Consider the following 15,338-nt stretch of genomic DNA (forward strand, 5'->3'; position numbering starts at 1 on the left):
TGCACCAATCGCGATGGAAGAAGGTCTGCGCTTCGCGATTCGTGAAGGTGGCCGTACCGTTGGTGCCGGTGTCGTCGCTAAAGTTATTGAGTAATATCTCATGCGGTCGTGCTTGAATGACAGGTGCGGCCGTTATGTACTTCGAAGCTTTACAGGCCAGTAGCTCAATTGGCAGAGTATCGGTCTCCAAAACCGAGGGTTGGGGGTTCGAGGCCCTCCTGGCCTGCCATTTATTTAAGTGCAAAATATGACCGAAAAAATTAAGCTGGTAATTTCCCTGCTGCTGGTAGCTGCTGGGGTTGCCGGCTTTTATTTGCTGGCTGATCAGGCGCTGGTGGTGCGTATCCTGGCCTTTTTGGCGGGGATAGTCGCGGCACTGCTTGTGCTGAAAACAACTGTCACTGGGCAGGGGGCTTTTGCTTTCGCAAGAGAAGCTGTCATTGAAACCCGTAAGGTGGTTTGGCCTAGTAGGAAGGAGACTATCCAGACTACGGCTGCGGTATTCGGGCTGGTGATTGTAATGGCTATTTTCCTCTGGGTCGTTGATATTGGCTTCATGTGGGTTGTGAAGCAAGTGATGGGGAGGGGCGCTTGATGAGTAATATGCGGTGGTATGCTGTGCAGGCTTTTTCTGGATTCGAGAAGTCGGTCAAGAAAGGTTTGGAGGAGCGCATTGCACGTTCTGATATCGGAGATATGTTTGGTGACATTCTGGTTCCGGTTGAAGAAGTTGTTGAAATGAAGAATGGCGTAAAAAGTATTACTGAACGTAAGCTTTATCCTGGGTATGTGCTTGTGCAGATGCAGATGGGTGATGAAAGCTGGCATTTGGTGAAAAGTACGCCGCGCGTTACCGCTTTTATTGGAGGAACGGCTCAGAAGCCTACTCCAATCAAGGATAAAGAAGTTGAAATAATTCTGCAGCGCATGGATGATAGTAAGAGCAATCCAACACAGAAGCTTACCTTTGATAAGGGTGAGTCTGTGCGCGTAATTGATGGTCCGTTCAAAGACTTTTCCGGTACTGTTGAAGACCTTAATTACGAAAAGAGCAAGTTGCGAGTTTCGGTTGTGATCTTTGGTCGTGCTACTCCTGTGGAGCTGGACTTCGGCCAAGTAGAGAAAGAAGTTTAAGTATTCAGGCTGCGCCTTGCTTATTGGCTGGGCGTGGCTTTTTGCACTTCAGTATTTTGGAGTGTCGAGCGTGATGCATAGCATCACATATCTAAACTGGGGAGCTTGAAAAGCAAGCGTTACTACCCAAATTAGGAGTTCAAGATGGCAAAGAAAGTTGTCGGCTATATCAAGCTGCAGATCCCTGCAGGTAAAGCCAATCCAAGTCCCCCTGTTGGCCCGGCTCTGGGTCAGCGTGGTCTGAATATCATGGAATTCTGCAAGGCGTTCAATGCTGCTACACAAAGCCTTGAGCCAGGCTTGCCGATTCCGGTTGTGATTACTGCATTTGCAGACAAGAGCTTCACTTTTGTGATGAAGACTCCTCCTGCTACTATCTTGATCAAGAAGGCCGCGAAGATCGATAAAGGATCTCCTCGTCCTCATACCGATAAGGTGGGCAAGATTACTCGTGCGCAGGCTGAAGAGATCGCTAAGACTAAAGAGCCTGATCTGACAGCGGCTGATCTGGATGCTGCTGTGCGTACTATTGCTGGTAGTGCACGTAGTATGGGTATTGAAGTGGAGGGTGTGTAAATGGCTAAGGTTTCTAAGCGTATTGATGCTTTGCGTGCCAAGGTTGATCGTAACAAGGTATATCCTGTTGCTGATGCGTTGACACTGGTTAAGGAAACAGCGACTGCCAAGTTTGATGAATCTGTGGATGCAGTGATCAATCTTGGTATTGATGCACGTAAATCCGATCAGCTGGTGCGTGGTGCACTGGTGTTGCCCCATGGAACTGGTAAAACCAAGCGCATTGCAGTATTCGCACAAGGTGCTGCTGCTGAGGCTGCCAAGGCGGCTGGTGCTGATGTTGTCGGTTTTGAAGATCTGGCTGAACAGGTCAAGGGCGGTATGCTCGACTTTGACGTTGCGATTGCAACACCGGACGCAATGCGTATCGTGGGTACCCTGGGTCAAGTGCTCGGTCCTCGTGGCTTGATGCCTAACCCAAAGGTTGGCACTGTGACACCTGATGTGGCAACTGCCGTGAAGAATGCCAAGGCTGGTCAAGTACAGTATCGTACTGACAAGGGCGGTATTGTGCATTGCACTATTGGACGTGCTTCTTTTGGCGTGGATGCGTTGAAGGAGAACTTGGCTGCATTGGTTGATGCGCTGAATAAAGCAAAGCCTGCTTCATCCAAGGGTGTTTACATGAAGAAGATCTCAGTTTCCAGCACGATGGGTGCTGGTGTGCGAGTGGATCAGGCCAATCTGGCGTAATGAATCTGGCGTTGTGCCCAGCATGACGCCACAATGAACTTTGGGCCTGCAGTTTTTACTGTGGGGTTATCAAAGACCGTAGGAATCAGTAATGGTTTAATTGCAGCAAAATTCTAGCTGCATCCTACGCAGATGGCGTTACCCGGAACAGGATTTTATTCCTGATGAAAGGTCGCCGTGGGAAGGTGTTTGTGGAAAGCCACAAATGCTTAATTAACGGAAGGAGAAGACCTTGAGTCTTAATCTTGAGCAGAAAAAGGCAGTAGTTGCTGAGGTTAGCGAGCAAGTCGCTCAGGCTCAGGCAATCGTTCTTGCTGAGTATCGCGGCATTGAAGTGGGCGACATGACCAAGTTGCGTGCTGAAGCCAGAAAATCAGGTGTTTATCTGCGCGTTCTTAAGAACACGCTGGTACGCCGTGCCGTTGACGGCACACAGTTTTCTGAGTTGGCAAACAACATGGTAGGTCCACTGGTGTTCGGCATTTCTGCCGATCCGGTTGCTGCGGCAAAAGTATTGAATAGTTTTGCCAAGTCAAACGACAAGTTTGTCATCAAGGCGGGTGCATTGCCAGGCAAAGTCCTGGATGCCAAGGGCGTACAAGCTCTGGCGACATTGCCAAGCCGTGAAGAGTTGTTGGCCAAGTTGCTCGGCACAATGCAGGCTCCGGTTGCACAGTTTGTACGTACGCTTAACGAAGTACCTACAAAATTTGCACGTGGTCTTGCAGCTGTGCGTGATCAAAAGCAAGCAGCCTAATCTAATATCATATTTATCAGGAGTATTAACAAATGGCATTATCTAAAGCAGAAATTCTTGACGCTATCGCGTCTTTGACCGTACTTGAGTTGTCCGAACTGATCAAGGATCTGGAAGAGAAGTTTGGCGTATCCGCTGCAGCTGCAGCTGTTGCTGTTGCAGCTCCTGCAGCAGGTGGCGATGCTGGTGCAGCTGCCGCTGAAAAGACTGAGTTCGACGTTGTTCTGGCATCTGCTGGTGACAATAAGGTAAACGTCATCAAGGCAGTTCGCGAACTGACTGCCCTGGGTCTGAAGGAAGCTAAGGATCTGGTTGACGGCGCTCCTAAGGCAATCAAGGAAGGCGTTTCCAAGGCTGATGCTGAAGCCGCAGCTAAGAAGCTGGAAGAAGCTGGCGCTAAGGTTGAAATCAAGTAATATCGCTGTAAATCATGGTGTATGGGCTGGCAGGAAACTGCCAGCCTTCACCATTTTAAGAAGTTAGAAGACAGCAGTCCCATCTGGGATTGCTGTCTTCTGCCCTCTATCCTCAGGAGATGCTATGAGCTATTCCTTTACCGAAAAGAAACGTCTGCGTAAAAGTTTTGCCAAACGTGAAAGTGTGCAGGAGGTTCCATACCTGCTTGCCATGCAATTGGAATCTTACGCTGCATTTTTGCAAGCTGACACTCGCGCTGACAAGCGCACCGATGCAGGTCTGCAGGCTGCATTCAGTTCGGTTTTTCCTATCGTCAGCCATTCAGGCAATGCGCGATTGGATTTTGTTAGTTACAACCTCGGTCAGGAGCCATTTGACGTCAAAGAATGTCAACAACGTGGCTTGACGTATGCTGCACCTTTGCGTGTGAAAGTACGCTTGACCATTATGGACAAAGAGGCTTCAAAGCCTACTGTCAAAGAGGTGAAGGAGCAGGAAGTCTATATGGGCGAACTGCCGCTCATGACTGAGAATGGATCATTTGTGATTAACGGGACCGAACGCGTCATCGTGTCACAATTGCATCGTAGCCCAGGTGTGTTCTTTGAGCATGACCGTGGCAAAACACATAGCTCTGGCAAACTGCTGTTCTCGGCACGTATCATTCCTTACCGTGGTTCCTGGCTTGATTTCGAGTTCGACCCGAAGGATTACCTGTATTTCCGCGTTGACCGTCGTCGTAAAATGCCTGTCACCATTCTCCTGAAAGCGCTTGGTTTTACACCAGAGCAAATTCTGGGTGCTTTCTATGATGTGGATACTTTCCATATCGCCAAGAAGGGTGTGCAGTTTGAGTTGGTGCCTGAGCGTCTGCGTGGTGAAGTTGCTAAGTTTGATATTCTGGACAAGGATGGCGAGATTATCGTCGCCAAGGACAAGCGTATTACCGTCAAACATATCCGTGATATGGAAAAGGCTGGTATTACCAAGATCACTGTGCCCGAAGAGTTCTTGTTGGGCCGTGCTCTTTCCACGATTGTCGTGGATAAGTCCACTGGTGAAGTTGTAGCCAATGCCAATGATGAAGTGACGGAATCATTGCTGGAAAAGTTACGTGATGCAGAAGTCAGCAAGATCAATACGCTGTATGCGAATGATCTTGATCATGGTGACTATATTTCACAAACATTGCGTATTGATGAAATTCCGGATGAGTATAGCGCGCGCGTTGCCATTTATCGCATGATGCGTCCAGGTGAACCGCCAACAGAAGATGCTGTGCAGGCTCTGTTTGATGGCTTGTTCTTCAATGCTGACCGCTATGATTTGTCAGCTGTTGGTCGCATGAAGTTTAATCGTCGTGCGTTCCCTGAAAAAATTGAAGAACGCACTGCAGCCTGGTTGCGTCGTTTTTACGAACAAGTTGGCCCGCAAGGTGCGGAAGGCACCGGCACTCTGTCCAATGACGACATTCTGGCTGTGATTGCCGTATTGATTGAGTTGCGTAATGGTCGCGGCGAAATTGATGATATCGACCATTTGGGTAACCGTCGTATCCGCTCTGTAGGTGAGTTGGCAGAAAATCAGTTCCGTGCTGGTCTGGTACGTGTTGAGCGTGCGGTTAAAGAGCGTTTGTCTCAGGCGGAATCGGATAACCTGATGCCGCATGACCTGATCAATGCGAAGCCGGTTTCCAGTGCGATTCGTGAATTTTTCGGCTCTTCCCAGCTGTCACAGTTCATGGATCAAACTAACCCGTTGTCCGAGATTACGCACAAGCGTCGTGTCTCCGCTTTGGGCCCTGGTGGCTTGACTCGCGAGCGCGCGGGTTTTGAAGTGCGTGATGTGCATTCCACGCATTATGGCCGCGTCTGTCCGATTGAAACGCCTGAAGGTCCGAATATTGGTCTGATCAATTCTTTGGCGCTGTATTCCCGTACCAATCAGTATGGATTCCTGGAAACGCCATATCGACGTGTGGCTGACAATAAGGTATCAGGACAGATTGATTACTTGTCCGCGATTGAGGAAAGCCAGTACATGATCGCCCAGGCGAACTCTGAACTGGACAAGGCCGGCAAGTTCAAAGAGGACTTGGTATCTGCGCGTTATCACAATGAATTCACCATGGCGCAGCCAGACCGTGTTCAATACATGGATGTTGCACCAGGCCAGATTGTATCTGTGGCGGCTTCATTGATTCCGTTCCTGGAGCATGACGATGCGAACCGTGCCTTGATGGGTGCCAACATGCAGCGTCAGGCCGTGCCATGTCTTCGTGCTGAAAAAGCCGTGGTTGGTACCGGCATTGAGCGTACTGTAGCTGTTGACTCCGGTACTGTGGTAACTGCCCGTCGTGGTGGGGTTGTAGATTATGTTGACTCCAGCCGTATCGTGGTGCGCGTGCATGATGAGGAAGCTGCTGCCGGTGAAGTCGGTGTGGATATTTACAATCTGATCAAGTACACCCGCTCCAACCAGAATACCAACATCAACCAGCGACCGCTGGTCAGTATTGGTGATGTGCTGGCGCGCGGTGATGTGATTGCCGACGGTGCTTCCACTGATATGGGTGAATTGGCACTGGGTCAGAACATGCTGGTTGCCTTTATGCCATGGAACGGCTACAACTTCGAAGACTCGATTCTGATTTCGGAGCGTGTGGTGGCAGATGATCGCTACACTTCCATTCATATTGAAGAGTTGTCTGTTGTTGCACGTGATACCAAGCTGGGTGCGGAAGAAATTACCCATGATATTTCCAACCTGTCCGAGCGCATGCTGGGACGTCTGGATGAGTCAGGGATTATCTACATCGGCGCTGAAGTCGAGGCTGGTGATGTGCTGGTTGGTAAAGTCACTCCAAAGGGTGAAACCCAGCTGACACCGGAAGAAAAGCTGCTGCGCGCCATTTTCGGCGAGAAGGCATCGGATGTGAAGGATACTTCACTGCGTGTTCCTTCAGGCATGTCCGGCACTGTGATTGATGTGCAAGTGTTTACACGTGAAGGTATTGAGCGTGATGCGCGTGCACAGCAGATCATTGATGATCAGCTTGGTGATTACAAGCAGGATCTGGCTGACCAGATGCGTATTGTGGAAGAGGATACCTTTGGTCGTATCCGTCGCCTGATTGAAGGCAAGATTGCCACCGGTGGACCACAAAAGCTCAAGAAGGGCGAGGCAATTACTTCTGAATATCTTGACAGCCTGGCACGTTATGACTGGTTTGACATTCGATTGAGTGAAGAAGACGTTGCACGTCAGCTGGAGCAGTTGCGTGACAGTCTTTCTCAGGCACGTATCGAATTTGACAGCAAGTTCGAAGAGAAGAAGCGTAAGCTGACACAGGGTGATGAATTGCCACCAGGTGTGCAGAAGATGGTCAAGGTTTACCTGGCCGTGAAGCGCCGTATTCAGCCTGGTGACAAGATGGCGGGTCGTCACGGTAACAAGGGTGTGGTTTCCAAGATTGTGCCGATTGAAGACATGCCTCACATGGCGGATGGTACACCGATGGATATTGTACTGAACCCGCTGGGCGTGCCATCACGTATGAATATTGGTCAGATTCTGGAAGTGCACTTGGGCTGGGCAGCGAAGGGCTTGGGTATTCGTATTGGGAATATGCTGCAGGCACAATCCAAGGCAACTGAACTACGTAAATTCCTTGAGCAGATCTATAACGAAAGCAGCGGTAAGAGCGAAGATATCAAGTCTCTGACGGATGAAGAAGTGTTTGATCTGGCGAAAAACCTGCAACGTGGCGTGCCTTTTGCGACCCCTGTGTTTGACGGTGCTGCGGAAACTGATATCAAGGCTATGCTGGATCTGGCGTTCCCTGATGATGATCCACGGACTCAGCAACTGCAATTTGCCGCAGGCAAGACGCAGGTGAAATTGTTCGATGGCCGTACTGGTGATGCGTTTGAACGTCCTGTGACTGTAGGCTACATGCATGTATTGAAACTGCACCACTTGGTTGATGACAAGATGCACGCACGTTCTACCGGTCCATACTCACTGGTGACTCAGCAACCATTGGGTGGTAAAGCCCAGTTTGGTGGCCAGCGTTTCGGTGAAATGGAAGTCTGGGCACTGGAAGCTTATGGCGCTTCCTATACCTTGCAGGAAATGTTGACAGTTAAGTCAGATGACGTGTCCGGCCGTACCAAGGTATACGAAAATATTGTCAAGGGTGAGCATAAGATCGACGCTGGCATGCCAGAGTCCTTCAATGTATTGGTGAAGGAAATTCGCTCACTGGCTATCGATATTGATCTTGACCGCAACTAAGGAGAAACGCGCGTGAAAGCTCTATTAGATTTATTCAAGCAGGTCACTCAGGAAGAAGAATTTGATGCGATCAAGATCGCATTGGCTTCTCCTGAGAAGATTCGCTCTTGGTCCTATGGTGAGGTCAAGAAGCCTGAAACCATTAACTATCGTACTTTCAAGCCCGAGCGCGATGGCTTGTTCTGCGCCAAGATTTTTGGCCCAATCAAGGACTATGAGTGCTTGTGCGGCAAGTACAAGCGCCTCAAGCATCGCGGCGTGATTTGCGAAAAATGTGGCGTTGAAGTTACCTTATCTAAGGTGCGTCGTGAACGCATGGCGCATATTGAACTGGCATCCCCGGTTGCGCATATCTGGTTCCTGAAATCTTTGCCTAGCCGTCTGGGTATGGTGCTGGATATTGCATTGCGTGATATCGAACGCGTACTCTACTTTGAGGCATACATCGTTATCGATCCTGGTATGACACCGCTGAATCGTGGTCAATTACTGACGGAAGATGACTATCTGGCCAAAGTTGAAGAATATGGTGACGAATTCAGTGCTGTGATGGGCGCTGAAGCGGTGCGTGAGCTGCTTCGCACCATGGACGTGCATACGGAAATCGAAAGACTGCGCCGTGAACTGGGCGAAACTGGTTCTGAAGCCAAGATCAAAAAACTGGCGAAGCGCTTGAAGGTGCTTGAGGCATTCCAGAAGTCCGGTATCAAGCCAGAATGGATGATTCTGGAAGTATTGCCTGTATTGCCACCTGAATTGCGTCCACTGGTACCGCTGGATGGTGGTCGCTTCGCGACTTCCGACCTGAACGATTTGTACCGTCGCGTCATTAACCGTAACAATCGTCTGAAGCGTCTGTTGGAGCTGAAGGCACCTGAAATCATCGTTCGCAACGAAAAACGTATGCTGCAGGAAGCAGTTGATTCGTTGTTGGATAATGGTCGTCGCGGCAAGGTGATGACTGGCGCCAACAAGCGTCCGTTGAAGTCTCTGGCTGACATGATCAAGGGTAAGGGCGGTCGTTTTCGTCAGAACCTGCTGGGTAAACGTGTCGATTACTCTGGTCGTTCCGTGATTGTGGTTGGTCCACAACTCAAGCTGCATCAGTGTGGTTTGCCAAAGAAGATGGCATTGGAGCTGTTCAAGCCATTCATTTTCCATAAGTTGGAAGTACTTGGCCTGGCTACCACCATCAAGGCTGCCAAGAAGAAGGTTGAAGAGGAAGGACCAGAAGTCTGGGATATTCTTGAAGACGTGATTCGTGAGCATCCAGTGTTGCTGAACCGTGCGCCTACACTGCATCGCCTGGGTATTCAGGCTTTCGAACCAACATTGGTCGAAGGCAAGGCGATCCAGTTGCACCCATTGGTGTGTGCTGCGTTCAATGCCGACTTTGACGGTGACCAGATGGCGGTCCACGTACCATTGAGCCTGGAAGCCCAGATGGAAGCACGCACGCTGATGCTGGCATCCAATAATGTGCTGTCTCCAGCCAATGGCGAGCCTATCATTGTGCCTTCCCAGGATATTGTGCTTGGCCTGTATTACATGACGCGTGAGAAGAAAGCTGCGCGTGGCGAGGGAATGCGTTTTGCCAATGTGGCCGAAGTACAGCGTGCATATGACAATCGTCTGGTTGATCTGCATGCGCGGGTCACGGTTCGTTTGCGTGAATACGATGTTGAGCTTGATGGCCAGAAGCGGGAAAAGATCACACGTTACGAAACAACGGTTGGTCGTGCATTGCTGTCTGAAATCCTGCCAGCAGGCCTGCCTTTCAGTGTGATTGACAAGGCGCTGAAGAAAAAAGAAATTTCCAAGCTGATTAACGCAAGTTTCCGTCGCGTGGGTATCCGCGAAACGGTCATTTTTGCCGATAAGCTGATGTATACAGGTTATACCTATGCTACCCGTGCCGGTATTTCCATCAGTATCAACGATATGTTGGTGCCGTTGGAGAAGGAGCAGTTGATTGCTTCTGCCGAAGCGGAAGTCAAGGAGATTGAAGACCAGTATGTCTCTGGCCTGGTGACCCAGGGTGAACGCTACAACAAGGTTGTGGATATCTGGGGTCGTGCTGGTGACAAGGTTGCTGATGCGATGATGAGGCAGCTGCGCGAAGAAACGGTGCTGGATGCAGATGGCAAAGTTGCCAAGGATGCAGCTGGCAAGGACGTCAAGCAGGAGTCATTCAACGCAATTTACATGATGGCCGACTCCGGTGCGCGTGGTTCCGCGGCTCAGGTGCGTCAATTGGCTGGTATGCGAGGCCTGATGGCGAAGCCTGATGGCTCCATTATTGAAACGCCGATTACCGCGAATTTCCGCGATGGTCTGAATGTGTTGCAATACTTCATTTCAACGCACGGTGCGCGTAAAGGTCTTGCCGATACTGCGTTGAAGACTGCGAACTCAGGTTACCTGACCCGCCGTCTGGTGGATGTAACTCAGGACTTGGTAGTGACTGAGCGCGACTGCGGTACGACAGAAGGCTTGTATACCAAGGCATTGGTCAAGGGTGGTGAAGTTGTCGAGCCATTGCATGATCGTATCCTTGGCCGTGTTGCTGCGCTGGATGTTATCAATCCTGAAAACCAGGAAGTGGTTTATCCTGCAGGCACATTGCTGACTGAAGATGAAGTTGAGCGTATTGATGCTCTGGGTATTGATGAAGTCAAGGTACGTACTGCGCTGACTTGTGATACCCGATATGGTATTTGTGCCAAGTGCTATGGTCGAGATCTTGGTCGTGGCAAGCTCATTAACATGGGTGAGGCAGTGGGCGTGATCGCTGCGCAGTCCATCGGTGAACCTGGCACACAGTTGACCATGCGTACTTTCCACATCGGTGGTGCGGTATCGCGTGCAGCATCCGTTAGCCAAGCAGAAAGCAAGTCCAACGGTATCGTGAGCTTTACTTCTACCATGCGTTATGTCACCAACGCTCGTAACGAGCAGGTGGTGATTTCACGGAATGGTGAAGCGATCATTCAAGATGAGAATGGCCGTGAGCGTGAGCGTCACAAGATCCCTTATGGCGCTACCCTGCAAATTACCGATGGCAAGCAAGTCAAGGCTGGCCAGGCGTTGGCAACTTGGGATCCGCATACTCGTCCGATCATTACCGAATATGCAGGTCATGTGAAGTTCGAGAACGTCGAAGAAGGTGTGACCGTTGCGAAACAAGTAGATGAAGTGACCGGCTTGTCTTCTCTGGTGGTAATTGATCCTAAGCAGCGTGCTGGTCAATCCAAGGGTTTGCGTCCTCAAGTCAAATTGCTTGATGCTAATGGTGTTGAAGTCAAGGTTGCCGGTGGTGAGGCTCCAGTGAGTGTTACATTCCAGCTGGGTTGTATCATCACGGTGAAAGATGGTCAGGAAGTTGGTGTCGGCGAAGTTCTGGCACGTATTCCGCAAGAGTCTTCCAAGACCCGCGACATTACCGGTGGTCTGCCGCGTGTGGCTGAACTGTTCGAAGCTCGTTCGCCCAAGGATGCCGGTTTGCTGGCTGAAGTGACTGGGACGATTTCTTTCGGTAAGGATACCAAGGGTAAACAACGTCTGGTGATTACTGATCTTGACGGTGTTTCCAATGAATTCCTGATCCCCAAGGACAAGCACGTAACAGCGCATGACGGTCAAGTGGTTACCAAGGGTGAAAGTATTGTCGACGGTCCGGCAGATCCGCAGGATATCCTGCGCCTGCAAGGTCGCGAGGCATTGGCGCGTTACATCATTGATGAAGTGCAGGATGTTTATCGTCTGCAAGGCGTGAAGATCAATGACAAGCATATTGAGGTCATTGTGCGTCAAATGCTGCGTCGCGTGCGTATCACTGATGCTGGGGATACGAACTTCATCCTGGGTGAACAGGTCGAGCGTGCTGATGTACTGACCGAGAATGAGCGTGTATTGGCAGAAGATAAGCGCCCAGCCAGCTTTGAGTATGTATTGCTGGGTATTACCAAGGCGTCCTTGTCAACTGACTCCTTCATCTCAGCTGCTTCCTTCCAGGAAACAACTCGCGTGCTGACTGAAGCTGCAATTCTGGGCAAACGTGATGAGTTGCGTGGTCTGAAGGAGAACGTGATTGTAGGGCGCTTGATTCCTGCAGGTACTGGTCTTGCTTACCATGAAACGCGCAAACGTAATGCTGCCGGGGTGGATTCTGCTCCCGCTAGTATTGAAGAAGCTGGTGATGTAGAAGTCGAAGAGGTCTCCGGAAATTCCGAGGTTGCTTGACAACACATTGAACGCTAAATAGAATGCTAAGTTTTTCGGGATGGCCTTTTGCCGTCCCGTAATTTTTAGCGGTTAAATATAAAGGCTAAAGGTTATGCCAACCATCAATCAATTAGTGCGCAAGCCGCGCCAAAAAGTAGTTACCAAGAGCAAGGTGCCAGCGCTTGAGAGCTGCCCACAAAAGCGTGGTGTATGTACTCGTGTTTACACCACAACCCCAAAGAAGCCAAACTCCGCTTTGCGTAAGGTTGCCAAAGTGCGCCTGACCAATGGCTATGAAGTGATTAGCTATATCGGCGGTGAAGGCCACAACCTGCAGGAGCACTCTGTTGTGCTGTTGCGCGGCGGTCGTGTAAAGGACTTGCCAGGTGTGCGTTACCACATGGTGCGTGGCAGCCTGGATACTGCTGGTGTTAAAGACCGTAAGCAGTCCCGCTCCAAGTACGGTGCTAAGCGCCCTAAGGCTGCTTAATAGCAAACAGCCAATAGTTAAGGAATCGAGAAAGCCATGCCAAGACGTAGAGAAGTTCCCAAGCGTAACATCCTGCCTGATCCCAAGTTCGGTAGTCAGGAAGTTTCAAAGTTCGTTAATGTGCTGATGACCGGTGGTAAGAAATCGGTTGCAGAGCGTATTCTGTACGGCGCATTTGATCAAATTACACAAAAGACTGGCAAGGATGCGCTGGAAGTATTTACTCTGGCAATTGGTAATCTTCGCCCTGTTGTTGAAGTGAAGAGTCGCCGTGTTGGTGGTGCTAATTACCAAGTTCCGGTTGAAGTGCGTCCGGCTCGTCGTAACGCCCTGGCTATGCGCTGGTTGCGTGATGCTGCGCGTAAGCGTGGTGAAAAGTCCATGGGTCTGCGCCTGGCTGCTGAGTTGGCTGAAGCTTCAGAAGGTCGTGGTGCTGCTATGAAGAAGCGTGAAGAAGTTCACCGTATGGCAGAAGCCAATAAGGCATTTTCGCATTTCCGTTTCTAATCTGAAAAAAATAAGTTAGGTAATTACTGTGGCTCGCAAAACCCCTATCGAACGTTATCGCAACATTGGTATCAGTGCGCACATTGATGCTGGTAAAACTACGACCTCTGAGCGTATTCTTTTTTACACTGGCGTCACTCACAAGATTGGTGAAGTGCATGATGGTGCTGCGACTACGGACTGGATGGAGCAAGAGCAGGAGCGTGGTATCACGATTACCTCTTCTGCGGTGACCTGTTTCTGGAAGGGTATGGATCTGGCTCGTCAAGAGCACCGTATCAATATCATTGATACCCCTGGACACGTTGACTTCACGATTGAAGTTGAGCGTTCCATGCGTGTGCTGGATGGTGCTTGCATGGTGTACTGTGCAGTAGGTGGTGTGCAGCCTCAGTCTGAAACTGTTTGGCGTCAGGCCAATAAACACAAAGTGCCTCGCTTGGCATTTGTGAACAAAATGGACCGTACTGGTGCGAACTTCTTCAAAGTCGTTGATCAAATGAAATTGCGCCTCAAGGCCAATCCTGTGCCTGTGGTGATTCCAATTGGGGCTGAAGATAGCTTTGCTGGTGTTGTAGACCTTATCAAGATGAAGGCTATCATCTGGGATGACGCATCCCAAGGTATGAAGTTTGATTACAAAGATATTCCTGCAGACCTCGTTGATGTGGCCAATGAATGGCGCGAGAAAATGGTTGAGTCTGCGGCCGAAGCTTCTGAAGAATTGATGAATAAGTACCTGGAAAATGGTGAATTGTCCGAGGCGGATATTATTGCTGGTTTGCGTCAGCGTACTATCGCCACTGAAATTCAGCCTATGCTGTGCGGCACCGCGTTCAAGAACAAGGGTGTGCAACGTATGCTGGATGCTGTTCTGGACTTCCTGCCTTCCCCTGTTGACATTCCTGATGTTGCTGGTGAAAGCGAGACTGGTGAGCCATTGACCCGTAAGGCGGATGATAAGGAGCACTTCTCTGCGTTGGCGTTCAAGCTGATGAGTGATCCGTTTGTAGGTCAGCTGACATTTGTTCGTGTTTACTCCGGCGTGTTGACCAAGGGTGAAACTGTTTATAACTCTAACAGTGGTCGTAAAGAGCGTATTGGTCGTATCGTGCAGATGAGTGCGAACGAGCGTAACGAAATTGAAGAAATTCGCGCTGGCGACATTGCAGCCTGTATCGGTTTGAAGGACGTTACCACTGGTGAAACTTTGTGTTCTCTGGATCATCCTATCATTCTCGAGCGCATGGTGTTCCCTGATCCCGTGATTCACGTGGCAGTTGAGCCCAAGACTAAGAGCGACCAGGAGAAAATGGGTCTAGCATTGGGTCGTCTTGCTCAGGAAGATCCTTCTTTCCGTGTGCGTACTGATGAAGAAACCAATCAGACTATCATTTCCGGTATGGGTGAGTTGCACTTGGAAATTCTGGTTGACCGCATGAAGCGCGAATTTAACGTCGAAGCGAATGTGGGTGCTCCGCAGGTTGCTTACCGTGAAGCGATCAAGAAGGCGGTTGAAGTCGAAGGTAAATTTGTCAAGCAGTCTGGTGGTAAGGGTCAGTACGGTCACGTATGGATCAAGATGGAGCCAAACGAAACCGGTAAGGGTTATGAGTTTGTTGACCAGATCAAGGGCGGTACCGTGCCGCGCGAATTCATTCCTGCGGTAGATAAGGGTCTGCGTGAAACTATCCCGAGTGGCGTGTTGGCCGGTTTCCCGGTAGTGGATGTCAAGGTTACCTTGTTTGATGGTTCCTACCATGATGTTGACTCCAACGAAAACGCCTTTAAGATGGCTGCTTCCATGGCATTCAAGGATGGTATGCGTAAGGCAGATCCAATCCTGCTGGAGCCTATCATGGCAGTTGAAGTTGAAACGCCAGAAGATTATATGGGTGATGTAATGGGCGACTTGTCTTCCCGTCGTGGTGTGATCCAGGGTATGGATGACCTGGTTGGCGGTGGCAAGGCGATTCGTGCTGAAGTTCCCCTGTCTGAAATGTTTGGTTATGCCACAACTGTGCGTTCTTTGACGCAAGGGCGTGCGACCTACAGTATGGAGTTCAAGCATTATGCTGAAGCTCCAAGAAATGTGGCAGAAGCCATTATTAATAAGAAGTAATTGTATATATCTGAGCGAAATAGATAATTAAAGGAAACAGAAATGGCAAAAGGTAAATTTGAGCGGACGAAACCGCACGTAAACGTGGGAACGATTGGTCACGTTGACCATGGCAAGACCAC

At 49.9% G+C, this 15,338-nt stretch carries 12 protein-coding genes and 1 tRNA gene; all 13 read left to right on the top strand.

Translation table 11 applies throughout. The features are described from left to right. Window positions 1-94, top strand: a 94-nt coding sequence (locus CHB59_RS11515) for an EF-Tu C-terminal domain-related protein (protein WP_483869420.1), incomplete at its 5' end; no start/stop codon positions are given. 59 nt (window positions 95-153) lie between these two features. Next, window positions 154-229 (top strand) — tRNA-Trp (locus tag CHB59_RS11520). Window positions 230-247: 18 nt separating this feature from the next. After that, complete coding sequence (secE, locus tag CHB59_RS11525; protein WP_089376386.1) at window positions 248-595, top strand: preprotein translocase subunit SecE; 348 nt, start codon at window positions 248-250, stop codon at window positions 593-595. Next, window positions 595-1,134 carry a transcription termination/antitermination protein NusG gene (gene nusG / locus CHB59_RS11530; RefSeq protein WP_089376387.1) on the top strand — a complete coding sequence of 180 codons (540 nt, stop codon included), beginning with the start codon at window positions 595-597 and terminating at the stop codon, window positions 1,132-1,134. Before secE ends, nusG begins: the two co-directional genes overlap by 1 nt. A gap of 144 nt (window positions 1,135-1,278) precedes the next feature. Next, window positions 1,279-1,710 (top strand): 50S ribosomal protein L11, encoded by a 432-nt coding sequence (gene rplK, locus CHB59_RS11535; protein ID WP_089376388.1) that lies wholly within the window; start codon window positions 1,279-1,281, stop codon window positions 1,708-1,710. Further along, complete coding sequence (gene rplA / locus CHB59_RS11540) at window positions 1,711-2,403, top strand: 50S ribosomal protein L1 (RefSeq protein ID WP_089376389.1); 693 nt, start codon at window positions 1,711-1,713, stop codon at window positions 2,401-2,403. A gap of 232 nt (window positions 2,404-2,635) precedes the next feature. Further along, window positions 2,636-3,160, top strand: a complete 525-nt coding sequence (gene rplJ, locus CHB59_RS11545; protein ID WP_089376390.1) for a 50S ribosomal protein L10 — start codon at window positions 2,636-2,638, stop codon at window positions 3,158-3,160. A 32-nt stretch (window positions 3,161-3,192) separates the two neighbouring features. Then, a complete protein-coding gene (rplL, locus tag CHB59_RS11550) occupies window positions 3,193-3,576 on the top strand; it encodes a 50S ribosomal protein L7/L12 (protein ID WP_089376391.1) in 384 nt (127 codons plus the stop codon). A 124-nt stretch (window positions 3,577-3,700) separates the two neighbouring features. After that, entirely contained in the window at window positions 3,701-7,873 is a 4,173-nt protein-coding gene (gene rpoB, locus CHB59_RS11555) for a DNA-directed RNA polymerase subunit beta (RefSeq protein ID WP_089376392.1), read from the top strand. A 12-nt stretch (window positions 7,874-7,885) separates the two neighbouring features. Then, entirely contained in the window at window positions 7,886-12,115 is a 4,230-nt protein-coding gene (rpoC, locus tag CHB59_RS11560; RefSeq protein ID WP_089376393.1) for a DNA-directed RNA polymerase subunit beta', read from the top strand. A gap of 94 nt (window positions 12,116-12,209) precedes the next feature. Further along, the gene (gene rpsL, locus CHB59_RS11565) at window positions 12,210-12,587 is read left to right on the top strand and encodes a 30S ribosomal protein S12 (RefSeq protein ID WP_015829259.1); all 378 of its coding nucleotides are present in this window, start codon (window positions 12,210-12,212) and stop codon (window positions 12,585-12,587) included. Between the two features lie 36 nt (window positions 12,588-12,623). Then, on the top strand, window positions 12,624-13,094 hold the full coding sequence (rpsG, locus tag CHB59_RS11570) for a 30S ribosomal protein S7 (protein ID WP_089376394.1): 471 nt from the start codon (window positions 12,624-12,626) through the stop codon (window positions 13,092-13,094). 28 nt (window positions 13,095-13,122) lie between these two features. Further along, complete coding sequence (gene fusA / locus CHB59_RS11575; RefSeq protein ID WP_089376395.1) at window positions 13,123-15,216, top strand: elongation factor G; 2,094 nt, start codon at window positions 13,123-13,125, stop codon at window positions 15,214-15,216. The last annotated feature ends 122 nt before the right edge of the window (window positions 15,217-15,338 follow it).

Source organism: Methylobacillus rhizosphaerae (assembly GCF_900187985.1).
Classification (GTDB): Bacteria; Pseudomonadota; Gammaproteobacteria; order Burkholderiales; family Methylophilaceae; genus Methylobacillus; species Methylobacillus rhizosphaerae.

Excerpts from the sequence above, each read along its gene's own strand:
- secE (WP_089376386.1), top strand. The coding sequence starts at position 248 with ATGACCGAAAAAATTAAGCTGGTAATTTCCCTGCTGCTGGTAGCTGCT.
- nusG (WP_089376387.1), top strand. The coding sequence starts at position 595 with ATGAGTAATATGCGGTGGTATGCTGTGCAGGCTTTTTCTGGATTCGAG.
- rplK (WP_089376388.1), top strand. The coding sequence starts at position 1,279 with ATGGCAAAGAAAGTTGTCGGCTATATCAAGCTGCAGATCCCTGCAGGT.
- rplA (WP_089376389.1), top strand. The coding sequence starts at position 1,711 with ATGGCTAAGGTTTCTAAGCGTATTGATGCTTTGCGTGCCAAGGTTGAT.
- rplL (WP_089376391.1), top strand. The coding sequence starts at position 3,193 with ATGGCATTATCTAAAGCAGAAATTCTTGACGCTATCGCGTCTTTGACC.
- rpoB (WP_089376392.1), top strand. The coding sequence starts at position 3,701 with ATGAGCTATTCCTTTACCGAAAAGAAACGTCTGCGTAAAAGTTTTGCC.
- rpsL (WP_015829259.1), top strand. The coding sequence starts at position 12,210 with ATGCCAACCATCAATCAATTAGTGCGCAAGCCGCGCCAAAAAGTAGTT.
- rpsG (WP_089376394.1), top strand. The coding sequence starts at position 12,624 with ATGCCAAGACGTAGAGAAGTTCCCAAGCGTAACATCCTGCCTGATCCC.